This window comes from Bacillus sp. UNC69MF, from assembly GCF_000746035.1.
Classification (GTDB): domain Bacteria; phylum Bacillota; class Bacilli; order Bacillales; family Bacillaceae; genus Bacillus; species Bacillus velezensis.
Genome location: NZ_KN050800.1, coordinates 1,821 through 27,410, shown reverse-complemented (window position 1 = coordinate 27,410; position 25,590 = coordinate 1,821). Strand labels below are relative to the sequence as shown.

23 protein-coding genes are annotated in these 25,590 nt (G+C 48.6%); 17 read left to right on the top strand and 6 right to left on the bottom strand.

Features of this window, described 5'->3' with window-relative positions:
- The first annotated feature begins 6 nt into the window (after nucleotides 1-6).
- The 4 genes from BR62_RS0118305 to BR62_RS0118290 are packed head-to-tail and all read left to right on the top strand — an operon-like array spanning nucleotide 7 to nucleotide 4,054.
- Complete coding sequence (locus BR62_RS0118305; RefSeq protein ID WP_020953934.1) at nucleotides 7-975, top strand: GDP-mannose 4,6-dehydratase; 969 nt, start codon at nucleotides 7-9, stop codon at nucleotides 973-975.
- A 24-nt stretch (nucleotides 976-999) separates the two neighbouring features.
- Entirely contained in the window at nucleotides 1,000-1,911 is a 912-nt protein-coding gene (locus tag BR62_RS0118300) for a putative nucleotide-diphospho-sugar transferase (RefSeq protein ID WP_007408949.1), read from the top strand.
- A 28-nt stretch (nucleotides 1,912-1,939) separates the two neighbouring features.
- The gene (locus BR62_RS0118295; RefSeq protein ID WP_020955479.1) at nucleotides 1,940-3,100 is read left to right on the top strand and encodes a glycosyltransferase; all 1,161 of its coding nucleotides are present in this window, start codon (nucleotides 1,940-1,942) and stop codon (nucleotides 3,098-3,100) included.
- Nucleotides 3,101-3,115: 15 nt separating this feature from the next.
- On the top strand, nucleotides 3,116-4,054 hold the full coding sequence (locus BR62_RS0118290; RefSeq protein ID WP_032871781.1) for a putative nucleotide-diphospho-sugar transferase: 939 nt from the start codon (nucleotides 3,116-3,118) through the stop codon (nucleotides 4,052-4,054).
- A gap of 29 nt (nucleotides 4,055-4,083) precedes the next feature.
- Here BR62_RS0118290 and BR62_RS0118285 read toward each other — a convergent pair whose 3' ends face one another.
- Both BR62_RS0118285 and BR62_RS0118280 read right to left on the bottom strand, forming a co-directional pair.
- Nucleotides 4,084-5,313 carry an MFS transporter gene (locus BR62_RS0118285; RefSeq protein ID WP_007408952.1) on the bottom strand — a complete coding sequence of 410 codons (1,230 nt, stop codon included), beginning with the start codon at nucleotides 5,311-5,313 and terminating at the stop codon, nucleotides 4,084-4,086.
- A 117-nt stretch (nucleotides 5,314-5,430) separates the two neighbouring features.
- Nucleotides 5,431-6,816 (bottom strand): branched-chain amino acid transporter BcaP, encoded by a 1,386-nt coding sequence (locus BR62_RS0118280; RefSeq protein ID WP_031379282.1) that lies wholly within the window; start codon nucleotides 6,814-6,816, stop codon nucleotides 5,431-5,433.
- A 245-nt stretch (nucleotides 6,817-7,061) separates the two neighbouring features.
- On the opposite strand from BR62_RS0118280, the gene BR62_RS0118275 reads away from it, so the two are divergent.
- The 3 genes from BR62_RS0118275 to BR62_RS0118265 all read left to right on the top strand — a co-directional run bounded on the left by BR62_RS0118275 (nucleotide 7,062) and on the right by BR62_RS0118265 (nucleotide 10,417).
- On the top strand, nucleotides 7,062-8,519 hold the full coding sequence (locus BR62_RS0118275; RefSeq protein WP_007408954.1) for a benzaldehyde dehydrogenase: 1,458 nt from the start codon (nucleotides 7,062-7,064) through the stop codon (nucleotides 8,517-8,519).
- Between the two features lie 15 nt (nucleotides 8,520-8,534).
- Nucleotides 8,535-9,389 carry a methyl-accepting chemotaxis protein gene (locus tag BR62_RS0118270; RefSeq protein WP_007408955.1) on the top strand — a complete coding sequence of 285 codons (855 nt, stop codon included), beginning with the start codon at nucleotides 8,535-8,537 and terminating at the stop codon, nucleotides 9,387-9,389.
- A gap of 128 nt (nucleotides 9,390-9,517) precedes the next feature.
- Nucleotides 9,518-10,417: an SDR family oxidoreductase gene (locus BR62_RS0118265; RefSeq protein ID WP_007408956.1), complete on the top strand. Its 900-nt coding sequence runs from the start codon at nucleotides 9,518-9,520 to the stop codon at nucleotides 10,415-10,417.
- A 45-nt stretch (nucleotides 10,418-10,462) separates the two neighbouring features.
- Here the strand turns inward: BR62_RS0118265 and BR62_RS0118260 are convergent, their stop codons facing one another.
- The gene (locus BR62_RS0118260; protein WP_007609987.1) at nucleotides 10,463-11,530 is read right to left on the bottom strand and encodes a glycosyltransferase; all 1,068 of its coding nucleotides are present in this window, start codon (nucleotides 11,528-11,530) and stop codon (nucleotides 10,463-10,465) included.
- 158 nt (nucleotides 11,531-11,688) lie between these two features.
- Between BR62_RS0118260 and BR62_RS0118255 the strand changes: the two genes are divergently transcribed.
- From BR62_RS0118255 to BR62_RS0118245, 3 genes are all read left to right on the top strand, one after another.
- Entirely contained in the window at nucleotides 11,689-13,578 is a 1,890-nt protein-coding gene (locus BR62_RS0118255) for an ABC-F family ATP-binding cassette domain-containing protein (RefSeq protein WP_032871730.1), read from the top strand.
- Nucleotides 13,579-13,769: 191 nt separating this feature from the next.
- The gene (locus tag BR62_RS0118250) at nucleotides 13,770-14,192 is read left to right on the top strand and encodes a MerR family transcriptional regulator (RefSeq protein WP_012117050.1); all 423 of its coding nucleotides are present in this window, start codon (nucleotides 13,770-13,772) and stop codon (nucleotides 14,190-14,192) included.
- A gap of 63 nt (nucleotides 14,193-14,255) precedes the next feature.
- The gene (locus tag BR62_RS0118245; protein ID WP_007408959.1) at nucleotides 14,256-15,440 is read left to right on the top strand and encodes an MFS transporter; all 1,185 of its coding nucleotides are present in this window, start codon (nucleotides 14,256-14,258) and stop codon (nucleotides 15,438-15,440) included.
- Between the two features lie 43 nt (nucleotides 15,441-15,483).
- Here the strand turns inward: BR62_RS0118245 and BR62_RS0118240 are convergent, their stop codons facing one another.
- The gene (locus BR62_RS0118240; protein WP_015239364.1) at nucleotides 15,484-17,040 is read right to left on the bottom strand and encodes an ABC-F family ATP-binding cassette domain-containing protein; all 1,557 of its coding nucleotides are present in this window, start codon (nucleotides 17,038-17,040) and stop codon (nucleotides 15,484-15,486) included.
- A 171-nt stretch (nucleotides 17,041-17,211) separates the two neighbouring features.
- On the opposite strand from BR62_RS0118240, the gene BR62_RS0118235 reads away from it, so the two are divergent.
- A complete protein-coding gene (locus BR62_RS0118235) occupies nucleotides 17,212-18,342 on the top strand; it encodes a DEAD/DEAH box helicase (protein ID WP_007408961.1) in 1,131 nt (376 codons plus the stop codon).
- Nucleotides 18,343-18,413: 71 nt separating this feature from the next.
- Nucleotides 18,414-18,860: a GNAT family N-acetyltransferase gene (locus BR62_RS0118230; RefSeq protein WP_007408962.1), complete on the top strand. Its 447-nt coding sequence runs from the start codon at nucleotides 18,414-18,416 to the stop codon at nucleotides 18,858-18,860.
- A 54-nt stretch (nucleotides 18,861-18,914) separates the two neighbouring features.
- On the opposite strand, the gene BR62_RS0118225 is transcribed toward BR62_RS0118230, so the two are convergent.
- Both BR62_RS0118225 and BR62_RS0118220 read right to left on the bottom strand, forming a co-directional pair.
- Nucleotides 18,915-19,934, bottom strand: a complete 1,020-nt coding sequence (locus tag BR62_RS0118225; protein ID WP_007408963.1) for an NADP-dependent oxidoreductase — start codon at nucleotides 19,932-19,934, stop codon at nucleotides 18,915-18,917.
- 127 nt (nucleotides 19,935-20,061) lie between these two features.
- Entirely contained in the window at nucleotides 20,062-20,412 is a 351-nt protein-coding gene (locus BR62_RS0118220) for a DUF3212 family protein (protein WP_050498191.1), read from the bottom strand.
- A gap of 190 nt (nucleotides 20,413-20,602) precedes the next feature.
- On the opposite strand from BR62_RS0118220, the gene BR62_RS0118215 reads away from it, so the two are divergent.
- The 5 genes from BR62_RS0118215 to BR62_RS18905 form a co-directional block, all read left to right on the top strand.
- Nucleotides 20,603-20,950 carry a YflT domain-containing protein gene (locus BR62_RS0118215; protein WP_003155650.1) on the top strand — a complete coding sequence of 116 codons (348 nt, stop codon included), beginning with the start codon at nucleotides 20,603-20,605 and terminating at the stop codon, nucleotides 20,948-20,950.
- A 163-nt stretch (nucleotides 20,951-21,113) separates the two neighbouring features.
- Complete coding sequence (locus BR62_RS0118210; protein ID WP_032871729.1) at nucleotides 21,114-22,379, top strand: pectate lyase; 1,266 nt, start codon at nucleotides 21,114-21,116, stop codon at nucleotides 22,377-22,379.
- A gap of 124 nt (nucleotides 22,380-22,503) precedes the next feature.
- Nucleotides 22,504-23,940 carry an anion permease gene (locus tag BR62_RS0118205; protein WP_007408966.1) on the top strand — a complete coding sequence of 479 codons (1,437 nt, stop codon included), beginning with the start codon at nucleotides 22,504-22,506 and terminating at the stop codon, nucleotides 23,938-23,940.
- 488 nt (nucleotides 23,941-24,428) lie between these two features.
- Complete coding sequence (locus tag BR62_RS19910) at nucleotides 24,429-24,722, top strand: hypothetical protein (RefSeq protein WP_223254693.1); 294 nt, start codon at nucleotides 24,429-24,431, stop codon at nucleotides 24,720-24,722.
- 113 nt (nucleotides 24,723-24,835) lie between these two features.
- Nucleotides 24,836-25,590: NTTRR-F1 domain (locus BR62_RS18905; protein WP_156097806.1), on the top strand; the 755-nt coding region annotated here is incomplete at its 3' end.

The following is a 25,590-nucleotide window of genomic DNA, read 5'->3' as shown; positions in this document are numbered from 1 at the left end:
TCAAGTTTGAGTTTCTGGAAAAATAAAAATGTGTTTGTGACGGGATGCACAGGTCTTTTAGGAAGCTGCTTGGTGAAGGAACTGATCGATCAGGGGGCCAATGTGACGGGACTTGTCCGTGACACTGTGCCCAAGTCGAACCTGTATCAGGGAGAACAAGTGAAGCAAATGAATATCGTGCAGGGCGCGCTTGAAGATCTGGATGTGATTGAGCGGGCGCTGGGCGAATATGAAATTGACACGGTCTTTCATTTAGCCGCTCAGGCGATCGTCGGCGTCGCAAACCGCAATCCGATTTCCACATTTGAAGCCAATATTCTTGGCACATGGAACATCCTTGAAGCGTGCCGCAGGCATCCGCTCATCAAGCGGGTGATCGTCGCGTCCAGTGATAAAGCGTACGGCGACCAGCCGACACTGCCGTACGATGAAAACATGCCTCTTCAGGGCAAACATCCGTATGACGTATCAAAAAGCTGTGCCGATTTGTTAAGCCACACATATTTTAATACGTACGGACTTCCGGTCTGTATTACGCGCTGCGGCAACTTGTACGGCGGCGGAGATTTGAACTTCAACCGGATTATTCCGCAGACGATTCAGCTCGTGCTGAACGGTGAAGCGCCGGAAATCCGCAGCGACGGCACATTTATCCGTGATTATTTTTACATCGAGGATGCGGTCGAGGCATACCTTTTGCTGGCGGAAAAGATGGAGGAGCTCAATCTTGCGGGAGAAGCGTTCAACTTCAGCAATGAGATTCAGCTGACGGTGCTGGAGCTTGTAGAAAAAATTCTTAAGGCCATGGACAGTGACCTCAAGCCGAAAGTGCTCAACCAGGGAAGCCATGAAATCAAGCACCAATATTTATCGGCGGAAAAGGCGAGGAAGCTTCTGAATTGGACACCCGCACATACCATTGATGAAGGATTGGAAAAAACGATCAAATGGTATAAAGCCTTTTTTCAAAAGTAACAGAAACAGAGGTGAGAGAAAGACGTGACAAGCGCATATTGCACAGTTTTATCAAAAGGAAGGCTGTATCAGGCTATCGCTTTGTTCGGCTCATTGAAAGCGGTTCAGGCGGACGCCCCCATTTTTACTTTGTGTATGGACCAAGACACCTATGACGTGCTTCAGGCAATGCGGCAGGATAATGTCACCTTGATTCAGGTGTCCGCACTGGAAAATGAGGAGCTCCTTGAACTGAAGCGGACGAGGGATCAGAGCGAATACTGCTGGACGGTGAAGCCGGTATTTCTCGAATTCGTGCTGGACGGACATCCGGAATTAGAGCGTGTCACGTACATTGATGCCGATTTGTTTTTCTTCGCTGATCCGCGCGCGATTTTTGACAATCAGCCGGATTGTTCGGTGCTTCTGTCACGGGGCGATATCGTCATTCCCTCATTTGGAAAACAGGAAATCGACATGCTGCAGCGTCTTTTAGGCCGGTATAATTCCGGTTTTCTCAGCTTCAAAACCGACAGTGCCGGCACAGATTGTCTCAGATGGTGGAAAGAACGCTGCCTGGAAGAATGCAAAAATGCGCCGGGCGAAGGAAAATTCGGAGATCAAGGCTACTTGGATTACATGTCCGGCCTGTTCCCGAATGTGTGTGACATCACCACGCCCGGCGTGAATATCGGCCATTGGAATTACGGCCGCCACACGTTTTCATGGAAGGACGGGCGTCTTGTGCTCGAAGACGGAAGTCCGCTGATTTTCTATCATTTCAGCGGATACCGGATCGTTACAGCCGGTGACATTCGGCAGATTCATGAGACGGACCGGACCGACCTGCCGTTTGTCCATCAGCTTTATCAGGACATTCTGAAGCGGGTGATCGGGACGGTCAGCGCCGTCTGCCCGGAGTTCAGCGGCTTTGCATCTGAGGATGATAACAAATAAATGATCATATACAGGAAGTGAACGAAAAGTGAAGGCAAGCGTCATTGTTCCCGCATATAATTCCAAGGAGCGGCTTTATAACAGCCTGCTGTCCCTGAATGAACAGGAATGCACAGAGCCGTTCGAAGTGATTGTGGCTGACAACGGTTCGGAAGACGGAACCTTATCCATGCTTGAATCATTCAGCGCGAATTTTCCGCTGATTTTTGTGAGAATTAAAGAAAACAGAGGGATCGCTTACGGACGGAATCAGGCGGTCCGCAATGCCAGAGGCGATATTTTGATCTTCCATGACAGCGACATGCTTGCCGAAAAGGATTTGGTGGCGAAGCATATCAAGGCTCATGAGAACCGGGACGATCTTGTCGTATGCGGTATGTTCTGGAAGCGGATTTACAGCTTTTATTATGACCGTTTTGAAAAAGAGCATAAGGAGAAACTCGCCGAACTGTATGAAGAGCTGCCGGGCGATAAAGAGCCGCTCCTTGATGAAAGTGACATCAGAGACGGAAGTTTTCTTGACCAATGCTTTGATTTAGATACCGACTTTATCCGTGTGCTGAAAAGCATTTTGGAAAAATACGGAGATGATTTGAAAGGCTACCGTCTGCCGTGGCGTTTTTTCATTACGAACAATTCGTCAGTCAAGAGACAGCACGTGGCAGATCTCGGGCTGTTTGATGAAGGCATTGTCAGATACGGCTTTGAAGATTATGATCTCGGCATCAGGCTTCATCAGTCGGGAATGAGATTTCAGCTGCGGCGCGATATCATGAGCGTCCATCAGGAGCATCCGAGCAACTGCGCTTCCGTTGATGATATCAGGGCGAATATCGCGTACATGTGCGACAAGTACAATGACATTCGTTCGCTTGACGTGCACCTCGCGTTTAACGGCCCGTTTGACGCGGAGTTAACCAACAGCATGATGGCAGACATCGAAGTGCTGCTTGATTATGAGAAATATGAAAGCCTGCTGCACATTTTTCTCGAGCTGCTGCACGCGGTTAAAGACCGCAACCTCGACCCGGACTGGAAGACGAAAAGCCCGCGGATCACGGCGAACAGCTTCAATCTGCCGGAGGTCGGAAAGCTTTTGGCAAAAGCGGAAAAAAAGCTGGGCGTCACGCACTTTGCAAGGGCGTTCAAAGCGCTGGCTGCTGATTTACTGCATGTGGATCTTAAATAAATTGGATGTGATATGGTGAGTAAATATCATTTTTCAACCATTGTTTCCAGAACGCATATCTTTAAACTGATGCCGATGATTCATTCTCTCCATGAGCATTGCCGGGATTTTCATCTGTATGTGCTGTGTGTCGACCAGAAAGCGTACGAACTGCTTCAGCAGGTGCCGTGGGAACATGTCACGGCGGTTCAGCTCCATGAAATGGAGGACCCGGAGCTGCTTGAAGCAAAGGGCGGACGGACGTTTCATGAATATTGCTGGACGCTGAAACCGGCATTTCTGTTCCATGTGATGACGGAGTATGATGGAGCCGAATATTTTGCCCACTTGGACACCGATCTCTTTTTCTTCTCAGATGCGGGCGAGCTGTTTGCGGAAAAGCCGGATGCTTCCCTTTTTCTGACGGATCACCGCAATTCAGAACGGTTTGCGTCTTATTACAAGCTGACAGGGCAGTACAACACCGGGTTTGTCGGCGCGCGGAATACCGGGGAAGCGTATCGGGCGGTCTGGCAATGGAGGCAGGATTGCATCTCCTATTGTACGGTGGAGATGAATGAAGAAAAAAAGACATACGGTGACCAAAGGTATGTTGAAAAGTGGCCCGCGCAGTTTGAAGACGTTCATGTCACGGAGTCGATCGGCGCGAATGCGGCGCTGTGGAATATTGAGCAATATGACGTCAGCCTGCGCGGCGGGGCTGTATATGTCAATGACACCCCGCTGATTTTTTATCATTTTTCAGGCTTTACGCTCGTCACGGAGAACGAATTCAATCTGTGCTGGTACTATCACATTGATGACGAGGCGACAGTCAATATGATTTACGTGCCGTACATCAAAAACGTAAAAAAATGGATTGATGAAATTCAAAAAGCGTTTCCTGATTTCAGAGACGGGTTTATTCCGAAGTATGCGGTTCCTGACACTCATTTTTATACGGTTGAAACATAAAATCCCTGCCTTTTCGGCAGGGATTGTTTTTATGAATGCCATTCTTTTAATGTTTTGTCGCTCGGCAGGACAAAGGCGAGCAGACCTAAAACGGGCAGAAAGGCGACGGCTGTCATGGTCGGCGTCAATCCCGCTGAATCAATAAGAGCTCCGAGCGCAACGGCTCCGATCGCGCCCATTCCGAAGGCGAGCCCGACCGTAAGCCCTGACATCGTTCCGATTTTGCCTGGAACAAGCTCCTGCGCGTAGACAACAGTCACGGAGAAGCTGGACATCAGAACAACACCGATCAGCGCCAGTACGCCATAGGCGATGACAGGTCCCGCAAACGGAAGGAAAATCGTCAATGGAGCCGATGCTATCATCGAAACGATGATGACGTTCCGCTTTCCGAAACGGTCTGCAAGCGGCCCGCCGAGAAACGTTCCGACAGCTCCGAAAAATAAAAAGACGAAGATGTAGCTCTGTGCCTGCTGAATGCTGACATGATAGGCATTCATCGCATAGAACGTATAAAAGTTGCCGATCGCGCTCACATACCAGGAGCGCGCGAAAATTAAGAAGATAATCATGATAAGGGCGAGAATAATCGGTTTTGTAATCACGGTCTGCACAGCGGAGGCCGGTGATTTTTTACTTACGGCGCGCAAATGAATAAGGCGGCCTTTATACCATTTGGCGATATAGATGAGAAACAGCACAGCGATTGCGGCGACAAGTGTAAACCAGACAGAGCCGAATTGACCGAGCGGAACGAGAATCAGCGCGGTAATCAAGGGTGCCATCGCCTGGCCGGTATTCCCTCCGACTTGGTAAATCGATTGCGCCAACCCGCGCTTTTCGCCGGCGGCCATGTAGGCGACACGCGATCCTTCAGGATGAAAGACGGCGGAGCCAAGGCCGATAAAAAAGACACAGCATAAAATCGTCAGAAAAGACGGGGCAAACGCGAGACCTAAAATGCCGAGCATGCTTGCGGTGAGTCCGAGCGGCAAGGCATACGGCATCGGGCGTTTATCCGTATACCAGCCGATGACGGGCTGCATCACGGAAGACACCATATTCAGCGTAAAGGCGATAATGCCGAGCTGCGTAAATGTAAGATTCATGGAACGTTCCAAAATCGGAAACATCGCCGGAATCACCGCTTGCAGTGAATCGTTCAGCAGATGACAGATCCCGATAATGAACAAAATAGAATACATGGTTGTCTCGGGACGATGGACAGGTTTTTCTTTAAGCGGGGCGGCAATTGCCAAAGTGATTCTCCTCCTTTTTATGTAAACGAAGCATACACCATATTATTCATAAGGTGAATGAATTATCAAGTGCAAAAAAGGCTCTTCTTTCTCAAACAGAAAAAAGAGCCTCCTTTTTTATTTATTTAACAAACTGTGTTTTCTCGAATACATCATATAAACGACGATCCCGGCGGCGATCCAGATGACAAAGGCGAGCCATGTCACGCCCGGCAGGCTGCTTGCGAGATACAGGCATAAGCATGCGCTGATGATCGGCACAAAAGGCACGAAAGGAACACGGAAGGAAGATTTGATCTCCGGATGTTTCTTTCTTAAAACGATGACGGCGATCGCAATGACCGTAAAGGCCGCCAAGGTTCCCATGTTGACGAGATGCGCCAAGGTTCCCAAATCAATAAAACCCGCGATCCCGGCGGCAGCGATTCCCGTCACCCATGTGTTTTGAAACGGTGTTTTAAAACGCGGGTGAACCTTGGAAAACATGCGGGGCAAAAGGCCGTCTCTGCTCATCGCAAATGTAAGGCGCACCTGAGCGTAAAGCAGAGCGAGCATGACCGTTGTAATCCCGATAATCGCGCCGACGGAAATAATGCCTGCTATCTTGTTCTGGCCGACAAATTGGAGCGCGAAAGATACCGGATCTCCGACATTCAGCTTAGTGTACGAAAGCATTCCCGTCAGGACGAGCGATACCGTAATGTAAAGGACGGTGCAGATGGCGAGCGCGCCGATGATTCCGACCGGCATTGATTTCTGCGGGTTTTTCACTTCTTCCGACGCGTTTGACACGGCATCAAATCCGAGATACGCGAAGAAAACGGTCGCGGCGCTCGTGATGACGCCTTTCATTCCGAACGGCATAAACGGCGACCAGTTTTCCGGTTTCACGTAGCCGAAACCGACGATGATAAACAGCAGAATGATCGCAATTTTCATCAATACAATGACATTGTTAAAGCGGGTGCTTTCTTTCACGCCCCTTGAAACAATCGCGGTAATGACCAAAATAATGATAACGGCCGGCAGGTTGAACACGGCACCCGTTTTGCTGCCGGGTGCGGCGGTCAGCGCCTCCGGAAGATGCAGCCCGAAGCCCGCAAGAAGCGACTGGAAATAGGATGACCAGCCGGTTGCGACGGCGGCGAGCGCGATGACATATTCAAGCATTAAGTCCCATCCGATTAAAAACGCGAGACACTCCCCGAGAGTGACATATGAATACGTATATACGCTGCCTGAAATCGGAATGGATGAAGAAAATTCCGCATAACAAAACGCGGCGAGCGCGCAGGCAAGGCCCGCGAGCACAAACGACAGAATCAAAGCCGGTCCTGCGCCTGTCGCGGCCACAGTCCCGGTAATCACAAAAATCCCCGTGCCGACAACACAGCCGATTCCGAGCAAAACCAAGTCAAAAGCGCTTAACGAGCGGGACAGGCTGGTCTGTTTGCTCTGGGCCTTTAAGTCGGCCAGCGGCTTTTTCCGAAATAGTAAAGACATATGGGTCCTCCTGAAAATTCATAATATTCTTATCATTATATACACTGACGTTTGTATTATATTGTCGAAATTTCTCGCAGTCAATTAAAGAATTTTCCACTTTAAAAGGACAAAGCTAAAAAGCGTCGATGCACGGAAGGAACGGGAATTTTATTGTGAAATAGTTCAATTTTCTCACCTTAAGACCGATACAAAAGATGACTCATCAACTAATTTCAAGTTTCGGTGAAAGGGAGATGTTTTACATGTTTCAATATGAAGAACTAAATAAGCAGTTTATCGGCGGCCGATGGAGGGATGGGAGCAGCCGGAACGTATTGGAAAACAGAAATCCTTATACTCAAAAAGTCATCACCTCATTCCAAAAAGCGACGTCTGATGACGTGGATGCGGCATATCGCGCCGCGGCTCTTGCGAAACAAGAATGGGACAAAGTAAACCCTTTTAAAAAGCGGGCCATTTTGGAAAAAGCCGTTTCTTTCATTGAAGAGCACGAAGAAGCGATTATTTACTTAATCATGGAGGAGCTTGGCGGAACACGGCTGAAGGCTGAGTTTGAAATCGGACTTGTCAAAAATATGATAAAAGAAGCCGCAACATTTCCGGTGCGGATGGAAGGGAAAATTCTCCCGTCCACGATTGACGGAAAAGAAAACAGGCTGTACAGAATACCCGCCGGAGTCGTGGGGGTGATCAGCCCGTTTAATTTCCCGTTTTTCCTTTCGATGAAATCTGTTGCGCCGGCACTCGGCGCGGGGAACGGCGTCGTGCTGAAGCCTCATGAAGAAACGCCGATCTGCGGCGGAACGCTTATCGCGAAAATTTTTGAAGCGGCCGGCGTACCGGACGGGCTGCTGAATGTTATCGTGACGGATATCGGGGAGATCGGCGACAGCTTTGTTGAGCATCCCGTCCCGCGGATAATCTCATTTACAGGCTCAACCGGAGTGGGCAGCTATATCGGACAGCTTGCGGTCAAACACTTTAAAAAACCGCTGTTGGAGCTTGGCGGAAACAGCGCGCTGATCGTGCTTGAGGATGCTGATCTTGAATACGCCGTCAATGCGGCCGTATTCAGCCGGTTTACGCATCAAGGCCAGATCTGTATGTCGGCGAACCGCGTGCTCGTTCACACATCTGTATATGACAAATTTACAGAGCTTTACGAAGCGAAAGTGTCATCGCTGAAAGTCGGCGATCCGATGGACCCTGATACGGTTATCGGTCCTTTAATCAATGAGAGACAGGCGGAAGGTCTGAGACGGTCTGTCGAAAAAGCGATAGAAGAGGGAGCGGTTCCGGTGCTGTCCGGCCGATTCAGCGGAACGGTCGCTGAGCCCGTCATTTTAAAAGATGTGAAACCTGAGATGAGCATTGCGAAGGAGGAGCTGTTCGGACCGGCCGTCTGCATCATGCCGTTTGAAACGGAGGATGAAGCGGTAAGCATCGCAAACGCGACACCGTTCGGTTTAAGCGGAGCCGTGCATACGGCAAACGTTGAGCGCGGCGTTGAGTTTGCTAAGCGGATCGAAACCGGCATGATTCACGTCAACGATACGACCATTAATGATGAACCGAACGTCGCGTTCGGCGGCGAGAAGCAATCAGGTCTCGGCAGGCTGAACGGCGAATGGAGCCTTGAAGAATTCACCACGCTGAAATGGATTTCGGTTCAGCATGAAAAACGGCAATTCCCATATTAAGAAGGAGTGAAAGAAATGAGTATACAGACGGAGCAGCAAACGCACAGCCTGCTTGACGCATTTGTCAAAGTTGCGCCTTTTTTAAACAGCCTGATCCAAGATGACATCACCATCGGAATTTATGATACAGAAAAATTAATCGTGAATATTCCGGCTAAAACGTTTTCTCTTAATGTAAAGCCGGGAGACCCGCTGCAAAAAGGGGACATCATTACAGACGCGATCCGCATGAATCAGAAGAAGACAAGCATGGTGCCGAAAGAGCTGTTCGGATTTCCGCTGATCGCCAGAGCGATTCCGCTTCACGATGAAAACGGAAAAGTCATCGGCGGCGTCGGTCTCGGCACGAGCCTTGAAAAATCAGCCAAGCTTCATGATGTCGCTGAAAGCCTGTCCGCCGTCGTGGAACAGACCGCTTCGGCCATCGCGGATATCTCAGAATCCATCAGCGGTTTCTCAGCACAGATGACCGGAATTTCCGCTCAGGCGAAACAAGTCAGTGAAAGCGCGGGAGAAATCGCCGACATTTCCGTCACTGTCAAGGGCATCTCGGATCAAAGCAATCTGCTCGGTTTGAATGCGGCCATTGAAGCCGCGAGAGCAGGAGAATCCGGCAAGGGCTTTTCCGTGGTGGCGGATGAGATCCGCAAGCTTGCCACTCATTCAAAAGACAACGTCGGCCAAATTGACCAGATTACGAAAAAAATCCACAGCCTGCTGAAAGGGCTGGAGGACTCTATTGAATCCATCAACCAGAACACAAACGGCCAAGCGGCGGCGGTTGAACAAATTTCTGCCACGATGCAGGAAATTTCGGGAAGCGCCCAGCATTTAGCGAAAATGGCTGAAAACGTACTCGGAGAGTCATAAAAAAAGGGAGCTTACGGGCTCCTTTTTTGTTTTCCCTTTATCAATCGGAAACTGCACTTACACGTTTGATCCGTCATGCTCAGGGGTACACATACGAATACATCACCAATGATAAAGGAGAGTCTTGTATGTCTGATGCAAATCTGCACAACCCGCTGACGAAATATGATCATGATGAATTTCCAAAACAATATCAAGAACCGCCCGGTTTGCAAAAAGAGATGAAGCCTGTGCCGGACTGCGGTGAAACAAGCTATAAAGGAGCCGGCAAGCTGAAGGGAAGAAAAGCCCTCGTCACCGGCGGCGATTCAGGTATCGGCCGGGCCGCCGCGATTGCTTATGCCAGGGAAGGGGCGGATGTGGCGATTAACTATCTGCCTGAGGAACAGCCGGATGCCGAAGAAGTGAAAGCGTTAATTGAAAAAGAGGGAAGAAAAGCCGTTCTGCTGCCGGGAGATTTAAGCGATGAAGCGTTTTGCGGAGAATTGGCGGAAAAAGCGTATCAAGAGCTTGGCGGTCTTGACACGCTCGCTCTTGTCGCCGGCAAACAGCAGGCAGTGGATGATATCAGCGATCTTGCCACAGAACAAATCTATCAAACATTTGAAGTCAACGTATTCTCGCTGTATTGGCTCGTCAAAGCCGCGCTTCCGTATCTGCCGGAAGGCGCGTCTATTATCACGACAACGTCCGTAGAAGGGTATAATCCAAGCCCGATGCTGTTGGATTATGCCGCGACGAAACATGCCATTATCGGTTTTACCGTCGGCTTAGGAAAACAGCTGGCGAATAAAGGAATCAGAGTCAACTCGGTAGCGCCGGGGCCGATCTGGACGCCTCTGCAGATTTCGGGAGGACAGCCCGGTGAAAACATTCCGAAATTCGGCAAGGAAACACCGGCCGTTCCATTAAAGCGCGCCGGACAGCCGGCGGAGCTAGCAGGGATTTATGTCTTTTTGGCCTCAGAAGAATCGAGCTATGTGACATCCCAAATTTACAGTGTAAGCGGAGGAATTCCGACAGCGTAATCAATAAGGAGCTGCCCTTCATACGGGGCAGCTCTTTTTTTGATGTTATGTGCCGAGCACGTTTTGATTATACAGGACACTCGGATGTGACGGATGATAGGAGGCGGCTTTGTCGTTATGAATCTTCGCTTTTTCTCTGTCGCCGAGCTGCCAGTGGCAGACGCAGAGCTGCAGATGGGGATACCAGGTGGAATATTCGAGCTGGGTAAAGCCTGCATCACTGCTTTTGGCGGATAGGGCGAGCTCATACCAAAACACGCCCTGCCGGTATTGCCGTTTCTCCGCAAAATAGTCGCCGAGCCTGCAGCAGAACTCCGGTCGCGGACAATCGATCAGAAATGATTTTAAGAGAGACGTCATGGCGGCCTCTTCATGGCCGACCGCCCTGTAGCAATCGGATAGATATTGGCACGTTCTGATCTCGTCTTCGATCCAGCACTGTTTTGTGGAAAGAAAATGGTGATAATACGTGATGGCGCGCTGATACTGGCCGTGATCCTTTAATTCATTCGCGAAGTAAAACAAATCGCGCGGTGTCATCGTTTCACTGTTTTCCGCCATTTTCTCATAAATCTTCAAGTTGCGGTCTGAGGGAGGCGAGTGCTTTTTCTCGGATTTCCGGTGTGTGACGGCAATATCGGTTTCTATGATGTTTCCGTATACTTCAAGATACTCATGCACGGCTCCGATCCAGCGGAACCCTTTTTCACGCTTGACGAGTCGGTTGCGGCGGTATCTGAAGCTGACCTCTCCCCGAGCATCAAAGCCGACGTGATAATACATGGATACCGCATCCACCTCTTTTGAAAGCGACGCCTTCAGCTCAATCAGCTTTTCACGGTCCTTTTCCGTCAATATATCGTCGGCGTCCAGCCACAGAATATAATCCATTTCCGCTTTCGAAAACACAAAGTTACGGGCGGCCGCAAAGTGATCGATCCATTCAAAATCATAAATCTTATCCGTATAACGGGCCGCGATTTCTTTCGTCCGGTCGGTCGAGCCCGTATCAGCAATCACAATTTCATCCGCAATGTCTTTAACGGAATCAAGACAGCCCGCAAGCACTTCCTCTTCATTTTTCACGATAACGCACAAACTGACGCTGATCATGTCATCACCTCTTCCCCTCCAGTGTATAAAAGGAGAGGCGGAAACATTCTTCGGACAAAATGATCTCTTCCAAGAAATTTGTCTGTCCTTTTACTAGTTTTATTCCAGCGCCTGATTTAAAATGAACACATGAACTTACGTGAGGATTGATAGGAACCATGAGCATCATAAAAGCGGAAAACCTTTATAAAACATACGGAGATAAGACATTATTCGACCATATCTCCTTTCATATTGAAGAGAATGAAAGAATCGGTTTAATCGGCCCGAACGGAACGGGGAAGTCTACGCTTCTGAAAACCATTGCCGGCCTTGAATCAACGGAGGAAGGCGAGATTACGGCTTCAGGAAACGTGCATATTGAGTTTTTGCATCAGGACCCTGAGCTTCCGGCCGGACAAACCGTACTTGAGCATATTTATTCCGGCGGATCAGCCGTCATGAGAACGATGAGAGAATACGAAAAAGCGCTTCAGGCGCTGAATGAAGAACCGGAAAATGACCAGCGCCAGAAACATCTGCTTGATGCGCAGGCCCGAATGGACGCGAATGATGCGTGGGAGGCGAATACGTTAGCCAAAACGGTTTTAACCAAACTTGGCGTCACCGATCTGATGAAGGATGTCAGTGAGCTGTCCGGCGGCCAGAGAAAGCGCGTCGCGATTGCGAAAAACGTCATCCAGCCGGCCGACCTGCTCATTTTGGATGAACCGACAAACCACTTGGACAATGAAACGATTGAATGGCTGGAAGGCTACTTATCGCAATATCCGGGCGCCGTTATGCTTGTCACGCACGACAGATATTTTCTGAACAGGGTGACGAACAGAATTTACGAGCTTGAGAGAGGCAGCCTTTATACGTATAAAGGAAACTATGAAGTATTCCTGGAAAAACGGGCCGAACGGGAAGCGCTGGCGGAGCAGAAAGAAACAAAACGTCAAAACCTCCTGCGCCGCGAATTGGCGTGGCTCAGAAGAGGGGCGAAAGCGCGCTCGACGAAACAAAAAGCGAGAGTGGACAGAGCGGAGGCGCTCAAAGAGCAAAAAGGGCCGGCAGTCTCCGGATCACTCGATTTCGCGATCGGCTCCCACCGTCTCGGAAAACAGGTGATCGAAGCCGATAACGTCACCATTACCTATAACGGCCAAGCGCTGATCAGCCGGTTTAATGAGCTTGTCATCCCGGGGGAACGAATCGGCATCATCGGGCCGAACGGAATCGGGAAAACGACACTTTTAAACAGCCTCGCCGGCAGAATTCAGCCTGACAGCGGCAATATCATCATCGGGCAGACGGTCCGGATCGGCTACTACACCCAGGACCACAGCGAAATGAACGGCGATATGAAAGTCATTGAATATATAAAAGAGACGGCTGAAATCGTCAAAACGGCGGAAGGCGATGTCATCACCGCGGAACAAATGCTTGAGCGTTTTCTGTTCCCGCGTCCGATGCAGCAGACGTATATCAGAAAGCTGTCGGGCGGGGAAAAGCGCCGTCTGTACTTGCTGAATGTACTGATGCAGGAACCGAATGTGCTGTTTTTAGATGAGCCGACCAATGATCTGGACACGGAAACATTAAGCGTGCTCGAAGATTATATCGAACAGTTCCCAGGCGTCGTCATCACCGTATCCCATGACCGCTATTTCCTTGACCGCGTCATTGACCGCCTGATCGTATTTGAAGGACAAGGTGTCATTTCCCGTTTCCAAGGTTCGTACAGTGAATACATGGAACACGCAAAAGCGAAGAAGACGGCGGTAAAACAGCCGGCCGAAGAGAAAAAGGCGGAGGAAGAGCCGAAGAAAAAGCGCAAAAAGCTTTCATATAAGGATCAGATCGAATGGGACGGCATCGAAGACAAAATCGCCGGCCTTGAAGAAAAGCATCAGCGTCTGGAAGCGGAAATCGCTGAAGCGGGAAGTGATTTCGGAAAGATTCAAGAACTGATGGCCGAACAGGCAAAAACGGCTGAAGAGCTTGAAGCGGCGATGGAGCGCTGGACCGAATTGTCACTGATGATTGAAGAACTTGAGAATTAAGAAAAGCCGGTACGGCCCCCGAGAAAGATGGCGGGTCATACCGGCTTTTTTTATCTTACACAGATGTCTCCCGGCGCTTTAAAGACAAACGTTTTGTCCAAGCAAAGTTTATCAGCCATAAAAAGTTAACGTTTACGTTAAGGTTCAAATGGTGTATAATAGAAACAGATACGACAAGAGGGGGATTCACCTTGGAATGGATGAAGATTGATCAAGTTGCCAAGCGAAGCGGATTGACAAAACGAACCATTCGTTTTTACGAGGAGATTGGTTTGATTCCTGCTCCTAAACGGACAGAAGGCGGCGTCCGGCTATACTCTGAAGATGATATGGAGGAGCTCGAAAAAGTAACCAGCACAAAAGAAGTGCTCGGTTTTTCCCTTCAGGAGCTTCAGCAGTTTATGGAGATGAGCCGTCAGCTGGAATTAAACAAAGAGGGGTACTTGTTGTCACTGGATCCGAAGGAACGGAAAGAAAAGCTGGAAGAGATTCAGCAGGCTTTGAACCACCAGCTTGAGATGATTGATGAGAAGATCAGCACATTTCAGCATTTTAAAACGCGCCTTAACGGAATGAAAGAAAAAGCTGACCGCGCCATTCAATCAATCGAATGATTTTGCTGTAAACGCTATGGATATAGCGTTTCTTTTAATGGATGAAACAGGAGGTCTGGTCAAATGGATACATCATCACAACAGAAAACAGGCTTATTCAGCCAGCCGAAAGCCGTTTGGGCGGTTGCGTTTGCCTGTGTTATTTCCTTTATGGGAATCGGTCTTGTCGATCCGATTCTTCCGGCGATCGCCGCACAATTACATGCTTCACCTAGTGAAGTATCTCTGTTATTTACAAGTTATTTGCTCGTTACCGGTTTTATGATGTTTTTCTCCGGCGCGATTTCAAGCCGGATCGGCGCAAAATGGACGCTGCTTCTCGGACTTATTTTTATCATCGTGTTTGCCGCCCTCGGCGGAAGCTCAAGTTCAATCGCTCAGCTTGTCGGCTATCGCGGCGGCTGGGGGCTTGGGAATGCTCTCTTTATTTCAACCGCGCTTGCCGTCATTGTCGGGGTATCAGTCGGCGGCAGCGCCAAAGCCATTATTCTGTATGAGGCTGCACTCGGCTTGGGGATTTCCGTCGGGCCGCTTGCCGGCGGAGAGCTTGGCAGCATCTCATGGCGCGCTCCGTTCTTCGGAGTATCTGTCCTTATGTTCATAGCGCTTTGCGCGATTTCACTCATGCTGCCGAAGCTGCCGAAACCGGCGAAACGCGTCGGTGTGTTTGATGCGATGAAGGCGCTCAAATATAAAGGCCTTTTGACAATGGCAGTATCTGCATTCTTATACAACTTTGGATTTTTTATTTTGCTTGCTTATTCTCCGTTCGTGCTGGATTTAGATGAACACGGCCTTGGATATGTCTTCTTCGGCTGGGGTTTATTGCTGGCAATTACGTCAGTCTTTACGGCGCCGCTCGTGCACAAAGCGCTGGGAACAGTGGGTTCGCTCGTCGTTCTCTTTATCGCCTTTGCGGTCATTCTCATCGTCATGGGGATCTGGACTGACCATCAGACGTTGATCATTACGTGTATCGTTGTCGCCGGTGCTGTTCTCGGTATGGTGAATACGATCATGACAACCGCTGTGATGGGTTCTGCGCCGGTTGAACGTTCAATCGCGTCTTCAGCCTACAGCTCAGTCCGTTTTATCGGCGGTGCGCTCGCTCCGTGGATTGCGGGAATGCTGTCAGAACACTTCACCGCAAGCACTCCATATACAGTAGGCGGGATCGTCGTTTTTGTCGGCATGCTTGTCCTTCTCATGGGACGCAAACATCTCGCCGGAATAAAAGCCGGACATTAAGAAAAAAAGGAACTTCCGCACAGGCGGGAGTTCCTTTTTGTGTTTACAGCACTTTCGTCGTCCAAGATTCACAATTCCATGTTTCCGTCGCGATATCCATGTAGAACTCGGGTTCGTGGGAAATCAGCAGAATGGAGCCTTTGTATTCTTTCAGCGCGCGTTTCAGCTCTTCTTTCGCATCGACATCCAGGTGGTTTGTCGGTTCGTCAAGCACGAGCAGGTTTGTTTCTGAATTGATCAGCTTGCACAGTCTGACCTTCGCTTTTTCTCCTCCGCTGAGAACGGAGACGCGGCTTTCAATGTGTTTGGTCGTCAGGCCGCATTTGGCGAGGGCGGCGCGGATTTCGTACTGGGTAAAGGAAGGAAATTCGCTCCACACTTCTTCGATGCACGTATTGTTATTGGTTTCTTTCACTTCCTGCTCGAAATAGCCCGTGTATTGATGCTCGCCCCGTTCCACCGTGCCTTCCAGCGGCTGGATTTCACCGAGCAGGCTCTTTAACAGCGTCGTCTTCCCGATGCCGTTTGCGCCGTACAGGGCGACTTTCTGTCCGCGCTCCATTCTGAGATTGAGCGGGCGTGACAGCGGAGTATCGTAGCCGATGACTAAGTCCTTCGTTTCAAAAATGAGCTTGCCTGACGTTCTCGCAGGCTTGAAATGGAATTCCGGTTTCGGTTTTTCGGCCGCCAGTTCGATCATATCCATCTTATCAAGCTTTTTCTGGCGGGACATCGCCATATTTCTCGTGCTGACCCGCGCTTTGTTGCGGGCGACGAAATCTTTCAGCTCAGCCACTTCCTGCTGCTGTTTTTTATAGGCGGCTTCGAGCTGCTGTTTTTTCACTTCGTAGACTTCCATAAACTGATGGTAGTCGCCGACATAACGAGTCAGCTCCTGATTTTCCACATGATAAATCAAATTGATCACGCTGTTTAAAAACGGAATGTCGTGAGAAATTAAGATGAACGCATTTTCATATTCCTGCAAATAGCGTTTCAGCCATTCAATATGCTGTTCATCAAGGTAGTTGGTCGGTTCGTCCAACAGAAGGATTTCCGGTTTTTCCAAAAGCAGCTTGGCGAGCAGCACTTTCGTCCGCTGTCCGCCGCTTAAATCAGTGACGTCGCGGTCAAGTCCGACATCCTGCAGGCCGAGGCCGCGGGCGATTTCTTCAACTTTGCTGTCAATCACGTAGAAGTCATTGTTTGTCAGGGCGTCTTGAATGACACCGACATCTTCAAGCAGCTGCTGAAGCTCATCAGGGTCCGCTTCGCCCATTTTGTTGTAAATCTCATTCATTTCCTCTTCCATCGCAAATAAGTAATGGAACGCATCTTTCAGCACGTCGCGGATCGTTTTTCCTTTTTCAAGCACGGTATGCTGATCGAGGTAGCCGACGCGCACGTTTTTCGCCCATTCAACTTTACCCTCATCAGGCTCAAGCTTTCCGGTAATAATATTCATAAACGTTGATTTACCTTCGCCGTTTGCTCCGATTAAGCCGACGTGCTCCCCTTTTAAAAGACGGAACGATACATTGTTAAAAAGCGCACGGTCACCGAAGCCGTGGCTTAACTCTTTTACGGATAAAATACTCATCATTACACCTCTATCGTTATCAGACACGCATTTTTTATCATGTGTCTTTCTCATTTATGATTATAAAGGAGGAGACCGTTTGTTAAAAGGCTTGGAAGGAAAAAGAAAATTGCGTTTGGCGCGTGCATTTGAGATACTATGGAGTAGATTTTAAGAATTGAGGAGAACGACATGACCCAAACATGGCCATTTTTACAGCATACACAACCATTTATCGCCGAAAACTGGGAGGCGTCAGGTTTTCAGGAGCCGACCGTCATTCAGGAAAAAGCCGCTCAGGTGATTATGGAAGGGAAAGACGTCATCGCCGAATCCCCGACGGGAACGGGAAAAACATTGGCGTACACGCTTCCGGTTCTGGAGCGGATCAACCCGGAACAGAAACATCCGCAAGTGATCATTTTAGCGCCGTCCCGCGAGCTAGTGATGCAGATTTTTCAAGTGATTCAGGAGTGGATAAAAGGCTCTGATCTTCGCGCTTTGTCTTTGATCGGCGGAGCAAACGTGAAAAAGCAGGTGGAAAAGCTCAAAAATAAACCGCATATCATTGCGGGCACACCGGGCAGGGTGCTCGAATTGATTCAGGCGAAAAAGCTGAAAATGCATGAAGTCAAGACGATCGTTCTTGATGAAGCGGATCAGCTCGTGACACAGGAACACCGCGAAACGATGAAAAAAATCATTAAAACGACGCTGAAAGACCGACAGCTTTTAAGCTTTTCCGCTACGCTGCAGCCGGAAACAGAACAGGTGCTGAATACCATCGCACACGAACCGGCCGTTTTGAAAGTGGAGCGGAATACGGCGGAAAAAGCGCGCGTCACGCATCAATATCTCGTCTGCGATCAGCGGGATAAAGTGAAGCTATTACAAAAGCTGTCACGGCTGAACGGCATGCAGGCGCTCGTGTTCGTCAGAGATATCGGAAATTTAAGCGTCTATGCGGAAAAACTCGCCTATCACCACGTGGATCTCGGCATTCTGCACGGAGAAGCGAAAAAAATGGAGCGGGCAAAGATATTATCAGCGTTTGAACGGGGAGAATTTCCGCTGCTTCTGGCGACTGACATTGCGGCGCGCGGACTCGATATCGATGATCTTCCGTACGTCATTCACGCGGACATCCCGAATGAAGACGGGTACATTCACAGATCAGGCCGGACGGGGCGGGCCGGTAAAGAAGGAACCGTACTCAGCCTTGTCACGCCGATGGAAGAATCCAAATTGAAAAAAATGGCCAAATCACTCGGAATTGCGCTGAAAGAGGCCGTTTATTCAGGCGGAAAATTATCTGAGAAATAAGAAACGGAGGGCGGGAAGCCCTTCGTTTTTTGTTGTAAAATAATAGAAAAGGTTCAGGCGGGGGCGGGAAGATGGTTTCAATAGACAGATTTCAAATATTGAAGGAACGTGAGCTGAAAATACTTGAACACTGGTTTAAGAACGATAATATCAGACGGAGAATGGATGCGATGCTGCCATTAGACGCGTGGTATGCACGATTGAATAAAGATGAAGACGATACTGTCATTATGGCATATGACGGGGAGTGTCCGGCAGGCATGGTCTCTATGGAGTTTGTGGAGGAGCGGGCGTATATCGGATTGATCGTCAATCCTTTGTACCAGCTTCAAGGGTACGGAAAACAGATGTTGCAAAAACTGCTGACTGACCCTGGGTTTACCAGCGTGCGGGAATGGGCGGCAAACATCGAAAAAGACAATCAAATCAGTTTAGCCTGCTTTCAAGCAGCGGGATTCACTTTGGAAGATACGGAGCCTGATGAAGACGGCTTTCTTACTTTGATTCTTCGCGGCTGATCCCAAATAAACAGAAAAGGAGGGGACAAAGCCCTCCTTTTTTTTATCATCATGTTAACTTAGATCACTGACTTTGATGATCTGTTTGCCTTTGTTTTCTCCTTTAAACAGGCCGAGGAACGCGTCAGGAATATGGCTGAATCCTTCCGTAATCGTTTCTTCATAATGAAGCTTTCCGTCCTTAAGCCATTCGGCCAATTGTTTCGCACCTTCGGAAAAGCGGTCAGCATAATCACTGACGATGAATCCCTGCATCAGCGCTTTTGTTTTGATCAGCTTCGGCTGGACGCGGGGGCCCATGTCTTCTTCTTCACTTTCGGTATTGTACGATGAGATCGCTCCGCATACCGGAATGCGGGCGAATTCATTCAGCAGGTTTATCACCGCATCTGAAATCGGTCCGCCGACATTGTCAAAATAGACATCGACGCCGTCAGGACATGCCTGTTCCAGTGCTTTTTGAATATCATCCGCCGTTTTGTAATTAATGGCTTCATCAAATTGAAGCTCCTCTTTCAAATACGCGATTTTTTCATCAGATCCGGCGATGCCGACAACCCGCGCGCCTTTGATTTTGGCAATCTGTCCGACTGTTGAGCCGACGGCGCCCGCCGCGCCTGAAACGACGACGGTTTCGCCTTTTTTCGGACGGCCGATATCGAGCAGCCCGAAGTAAGCGGTCAGTCCGGTCATCCCTAAAATGCCGAGATACGCCTGGGCGGGTGCGATATCCGTATCCAACTTGCGGAGGGCGGACTCATTGACGGCTGAATATTCCTGCCATGCGAGATTTCCGATCACAACATCTCCTTTTTTCAGCTTATCGCCGTCTGTCAGAACCTCGGCAATCACTCCGCCTGTTATGGCTTCATCTAAAGCGAACGGCTCTACATATGATTTTGTATCTTGCATCCGTCCGCGCATGTACGGATCAACGGACACATAACTCGTTTTCACAAGCACTTCGCCGTCTTTCGGTTCGGGAACGGCAATCGTTTCAAAGCGGAAATCGTCATGGGCGGGAACGCCTTTGGGGCGTCTTGCCAATTGAATTTGCTGCTGATGATTCGGCATACTGAATCCTCCTTCAAGATAAGTGGTTGTTCCAAATGTAACACGAACCATTTCCCGATTACAAAATCAAACCGTCAGCGGCCATAAAAAAAGAAGGGCCAGGGCCCTTCTTTCCTTATATGCATATTTAATAGAATAACCGGTACACATCGGTGTTTTTCTCATGTTCCAAATATTCATAGGCATTCGTTTTTGAAGAATGAAGCATGTCAGCGGTAATCACGGGCTGAAGCGCGGTCAGATAAGAACTCAGCCTATTTTCAATTTCTGTCGGCAGAACGGATTCGATATCACCGATATTGATAATGATAGAGAAAACGAAATCGATATTAATATGAAAAGTATCTTCAGCAAAGGCCGTAAGCTCTTTTATTCCATCCGGGCAGCGGGTATGCCGGCGGAATACCTGCTTCACTAAATCACTGACAACCCAAGCGTTAAATCGCTGTTCCGGTGAAAAGTAATGAATAGGAACCACCTCCCTGCTTAATCGGCTCATGAAGATTTTTATTTTTCTGATAAAAGTTGCTTTTTCTACTGTAACATGTCCCGCCAGAAAATATCCACCGACAATCTGCCCGTTTTCCCACTGAACTCTCTTTCTTTTGTTTGATCCTTGATTGATCGGGTAAACATCCAATATACAAAACAAAAGGGAGGACTTATCAATGAAACCGGTAGTAAGAGAATATACAAATGATCAAAAACTGATGCAGGACGTAAAAGAGCTTCAGCAATTGGGTGTCGCAAAAGAAGACGTATATGTGCTTTCTCATGATGACGACAGAACGGACCGCCTGGCCGATAATACTGATGTCAATACCATCGGAGCGAAAGAAACGGGCATTAAACACGCAGTCGGCAATATGTTTAATAAAAAAGGCGACGAGCTCCGCAACAAAATTCACGAAATCGGCTTTTCGGAAGAGGAAGCATCACAATTTGAAAAGCGCTTAGATGAAGGAAAAGTTCTTCTGTTTGTCACGGATAACGAAAAAGTAAAATCATGGGCGTAAGCTGAACAGATCCCAAGGGGTTTTCGGTCCCTTGGGATTTTTTTGCGGTTTCCGCAATAAAACCGAAAGGCACATTCTGTACATTTTCGGTGCTGTTTCTCAACTGATTTGATACAATTCGATTGTAATAAATTGGAACAAAGAAACAGGAGGAGCACAATTCATGAAAAAAATGTTATTTATGCTGGCGGTTTGTTTATGTATGATCCCTGCGGACGTCTATGCCGCTGATCTGGGACGGCAGACGTTAGGAACAAATGACGGCTGGGGAGCCGCTTCCGGCGGGACAATCGGCGGCGCGAAAGCCTCTTCATCGAATGTATACACCGTATCAAACAGACAGCAGCTCGTTTCTGCATTAGGGGGAAGCGCCAACAGCACACCGAAGATTATTTACATACAAGGCACAATCAATATGAATACGGACGACCGCAATAAAACGCTCGGCTTTGATGATTATAAAGATCCGGCATATGATCCGAACGCCTATCTGAAGGCGTACGACCCGGACAAATGGGGAAAAAAAGCGCCGTCAGGCACCCAGGAAGACGCCAGACAGCGATCGCAAAAAAACCAGAAGGCACGGGTCGTGGTTGACATTCCTTCAAATACGACGATCATCGGCTCGGGTTCAAATGCCAAAGTGACAGGCGGGAATTTTAATATTAAGAACGGCGTCGACAATGTCATCATCCGCAACATTGAATTTCAAGACGCTTACGACTATTTTCCGCAATGGGACCCGACGGACGGCAGCAGCGGCAACTGGAACTCGGAATATGACAATATCACCATTAACGGCGCGACGCACATCTGGATCGATCATTGCACCTTTAATGACGGATCGAATCCCGACAGCGGTTTTCCCTACTATTACGGGAGAAAATATCAGCACCATGACGGCCAGACGGATATAGCCAACGGGGCGAATTATATTACATTGTCCTATAATAAATATCATGACCATGACAAAGGCTCCGTCATCGGAAACAGCGACAGCAAGACGTCGGATGAAGGAAAACTGAAGGTGACCATTCACCATAACTATTACCAGAACATCGTCCAGCGCGCACCGCGGGCCCGGTACGGGCAGGTTCATATTTATAATAATTTTTACGCAGGCTCTAAAAGCGCCGCATACCCGTTCAGCTATGCGTGGGGCGCGGGCCACGCGTCAAAAATATATGCCCAGAATAATGTCTTTGAAGTGCCGGGGCTGGCTGCTGATAAAGTCATCAGCGTCTTCAGCGGCGGAAAAGCACTTCATGAAGACGGCACTCTTTTAAACGGCTCCTCCATTAATGCGTCAGCCGCCAACGGATTAAGTCAGTCCGTCGGCTGGACACCGTCATTGCACGGTTCCATCGGCTCATCATCAAATGTAAAATCAGATGTTATATCTAAAGCCGGGTCGGGCATATTAAAATAAGAAACAAGAAACACAAAGGAAAATATTCCTTTGTGTTTTTTAATTAACAAAAACGTTTATTAACTTAGTTAAGTAGTAAAATGGGATAGGGGATGGAAGACAACAAAATAGGAGGAGACCTGTAATGGCTTCAGAAAAAGACGCAAAAAAACAGCAGGCAGTAAAAATCATTCCTTTGCTTATTACTGTTGCTGTGGGATTAATCATTTGGTTTATTCCCGCGCCGTCCGGACTTGAACCTAAAGCATGGCATTTGTTCGCTATTTTTGTCGCAACAATTATCGGCTTTATCTCCAAGCCCTTGCCAATGGGCGCAATTGCAATTTTTGCATTGGCAGTCACCGCGTTAACGGGAACGCTATCTATTGAAAATACGTTAAGCGGATTTGGAAACAAGACAATCTGGCTGATTGTCATCGCCTTTTTTATTTCCCGGGGTTTCATCAAAACCGGGCTCGGCGCCAGGATTTCTTACGTATTCGTACAACGGTTCGGGAAGAAAACACTCGGCCTTTCTTATTCACTGCTTTTCAGTGATTTAATTTTATCACCTGCCATTCCGAGCAACACGGCACGGGCGGGCGGCATTATTTTTCCTATTATCAGATCATTATCCGAAACTTTCGGATCAACGCCGGCAGACGGAACAGAGCGGAAAATCGGCGCTTTCTTATTAAAAACCGGTTTTCAAGGAAACTTGATTACGTCTGCGATGTTTTTGACGGCAATGGCGGCGAACCCGCTGATCGCCAAGCTGGCCCACGATGTCGCAGGGGTGGACATCACATGGACAAGCTGGGCAATCGCAGCCATTGTACCGGGATTGGCGAGCTTAATCATTACGCCGCTCGTCATTTATAAGCTGTATCCGCCGGAAATTAAAGAAACACCGGATGCGGCTAAAATCGCAACGGAAAAATTGAAAGAAATGGGTCCGTTTAAAAAATCCGAACTCTCCATGGTCATCGTCTTTTTATTGGTGCTTGCGCTGTGGATTTTCGGAGGAAGCTTAAATATTGACGCAACGACGACGGCCCTGATCGGATTATCCGTTTTGCTTTTGTCACAGGTATTAACATGGGAGGACATCAAAAAGGAACAAGGTGCATGGGATACGCTGACTTGGTTCGCGGCGCTTGTGATGCTGGCGAATTTCCTGAATGAGCTCGGCATGGTGTCTTGGTTCAGCAATATGATGAAATCTTCTGTTTCCGGTTTTTCATGGATTGTGGCATTTATGATTCTGATTGTCGTGTATTATTACACGCATTACTTCTTTGCGAGCGCAACCGCGCATATCAGCGCCATGTATGCGGCATTTCTCGCCGTCATCGTGGCGGCAGGCGCTCCGCCGCTGTTGGCGGCGCTCAGCTTGGCGTTTTTCAGCAACCTTTTCGGTTCGACGACGCATTACGGCTCAGGAGCGGCTCCGGTCTTTTTCGGAGCGGGTTATATATCGCAAAGCAAATGGTGGTCCATCGGCTTTATCCTGTCAATCGTCCATATTGTGACATGGCTTGTGATCGGCGGATTATGGTGGAAAGTATTAGGGTTATGGTAAGAAGAAGGCAGATGCGATCTGCCTTCTTTTTTTTGAACTAAGAGATTGATGGGACGTTTCACAATGTATAAACCGCCTGAGTACCATAAGGTTGAGGTGATTTTATGAGTGCGAAACGAAATAATCCGTTCACTGGGCAAAGCTCTCACTATAAATGTATGAGCCGTCATGTGAAGAGCTGGTATACAGAGCATTCGCGTAGATATAATGAAAAAATTTCTGATGGCTGTTCTCACAAAGAAAGTGATAAAACTCCCTCCTTTTCAGAAAAGAATCCTGCGCTGTGCTCTCCTAATAGTGTACAAGGACCTCCGGGGAAGAGAGGGCCGGCAGGGCTTCCGGGCTCTCAAGGCCCCCCTGGTCCTCCGGGTCCGCCCGGCGGCATACCGATTCTGGCTTTTCAACAAGCTGCTGATGCCGCCGTCATTCCTTTGGATGGATCACCGGCAAATATTCTGTCCGGCACAGTTATAGCAGCAGCTTCTCAATTGATAAAAGTAGATTCTACGGTACAGCTCAACATCAGTCATGAGCCTTTATCCCCGGATTTTTCACTGAAGCTGATTTTGTCGCTGAAAAGAGACGGAATAACAGTCAGTTCAGAGACGCTTGAATTGAATTTGTTTTACTCAGGCGGGCAGTCTCTCATTATTCCGCTGACATTCGTAGACCAGGCGCCGTATGCCGGGGCCATCACGTATGATGTGGTATTAACGGTTGCCGGTTCTGTTAATGTAACAGGTGTTAATGTGACAAACCGTGCCATCAATATGATCGGATAGTACATTTAAATAGGGGATAAACAGAAATCTCGCGAATTGAGTTTCCATAATAGATAAAACTGCATATGCTATGTTGATTTGTACTAGCAAAAATGATGAAAGGAGGGTATAGATTGGCGATTCAAAATCTCATAAACAATGGAAGTTTCGAATCCGGAGACTTAACAGGCTGGAGCGGAGTGAGTGCTTCGGTTGTGTCTGCATTTGCTCATACGGGAGCATTCTCCGCCCAATTTGCAGGTGGAATTACGAGTGCCTCCTTGTCACAAACTGTTCCTGTCTCTCCGCAGCAATCATTTCAGCTTTTCATTTCTCTCGGCAAAATTGGCACAATTGCAAACCCTGAAATCAATCTGAGAGTTTTATATTTAGATGCTTCAAACGCAGTGGTAGGAACCGGATTAAACATAAACGTCACAATAGGAAACATGCCTAATACTATATTTGATACATGGACTGAAGTCTATCAAACAACAACTGCTGCGCCGGCTGCAGCTGTTCAGGCACAAATTTTAATCAGTAAAACAGCCGGGTCAAGTAATACTCCGGTTGTATTAATTGACGATGTCGCATTTGTTGAAGTAACAGGAATCACGGGAACTACGGGTCCAACCGGAGCCACTGGAGCGACGGGGTCAACTGGGCCGACGGGAATCACGGGTCCAACTGGAGCTACTGGAGCGACGGGTTCAACTGGGGTTACGGGGGATACCGGACCAACTGGGGTTACGGGAGATACCGGACCAACTGGGGCGACGGGAATCACGGGTCCAACCGGAGCTACTGGAGCGACGGGGTCAACCGGAGCCACTGGAGCGACGGGGTCAACCGGAGCCACTGGAGCGACGGGGTCAACTGGGGTTACGGG

Bases quoted from the DNA above. Each gene is read 5' to 3' on its own strand.
- BR62_RS0118280 (WP_031379282.1), bottom strand. From the start codon at position 6,816: ATGTCTTTACTATTTCGGAAAAAGCCGCTGGCCGACTTAAAGGCCCAG.
- BR62_RS0118275 (WP_007408954.1), top strand. From the start codon at position 7,062: ATGTTTCAATATGAAGAACTAAATAAGCAGTTTATCGGCGGCCGATGG.
- BR62_RS0118270 (WP_007408955.1), top strand. From the start codon at position 8,535: ATGAGTATACAGACGGAGCAGCAAACGCACAGCCTGCTTGACGCATTT.
- BR62_RS0118265 (WP_007408956.1), top strand. From the start codon at position 9,518: ATGTCTGATGCAAATCTGCACAACCCGCTGACGAAATATGATCATGAT.
- BR62_RS0118260 (WP_007609987.1), bottom strand. From the start codon at position 11,530: ATGATCAGCGTCAGTTTGTGCGTTATCGTGAAAAATGAAGAGGAAGTG.
- BR62_RS0118255 (WP_032871730.1), top strand. From the start codon at position 11,689: ATGAGCATCATAAAAGCGGAAAACCTTTATAAAACATACGGAGATAAG.
- BR62_RS0118245 (WP_007408959.1), top strand. From the start codon at position 14,256: ATGGATACATCATCACAACAGAAAACAGGCTTATTCAGCCAGCCGAAA.
- BR62_RS0118240 (WP_015239364.1), bottom strand. From the start codon at position 17,040: ATGAGTATTTTATCCGTAAAAGAGTTAAGCCACGGCTTCGGTGACCGT.
- BR62_RS0118235 (WP_007408961.1), top strand. From the start codon at position 17,212: ATGACCCAAACATGGCCATTTTTACAGCATACACAACCATTTATCGCC.
- BR62_RS0118230 (WP_007408962.1), top strand. From the start codon at position 18,414: ATGGTTTCAATAGACAGATTTCAAATATTGAAGGAACGTGAGCTGAAA.
- BR62_RS0118225 (WP_007408963.1), bottom strand. From the start codon at position 19,934: ATGCCGAATCATCAGCAGCAAATTCAATTGGCAAGACGCCCCAAAGGC.
- BR62_RS0118215 (WP_003155650.1), top strand. From the start codon at position 20,603: ATGAAACCGGTAGTAAGAGAATATACAAATGATCAAAAACTGATGCAG.
- BR62_RS0118210 (WP_032871729.1), top strand. From the start codon at position 21,114: ATGAAAAAAATGTTATTTATGCTGGCGGTTTGTTTATGTATGATCCCT.
- BR62_RS0118205 (WP_007408966.1), top strand. From the start codon at position 22,504: ATGGCTTCAGAAAAAGACGCAAAAAAACAGCAGGCAGTAAAAATCATT.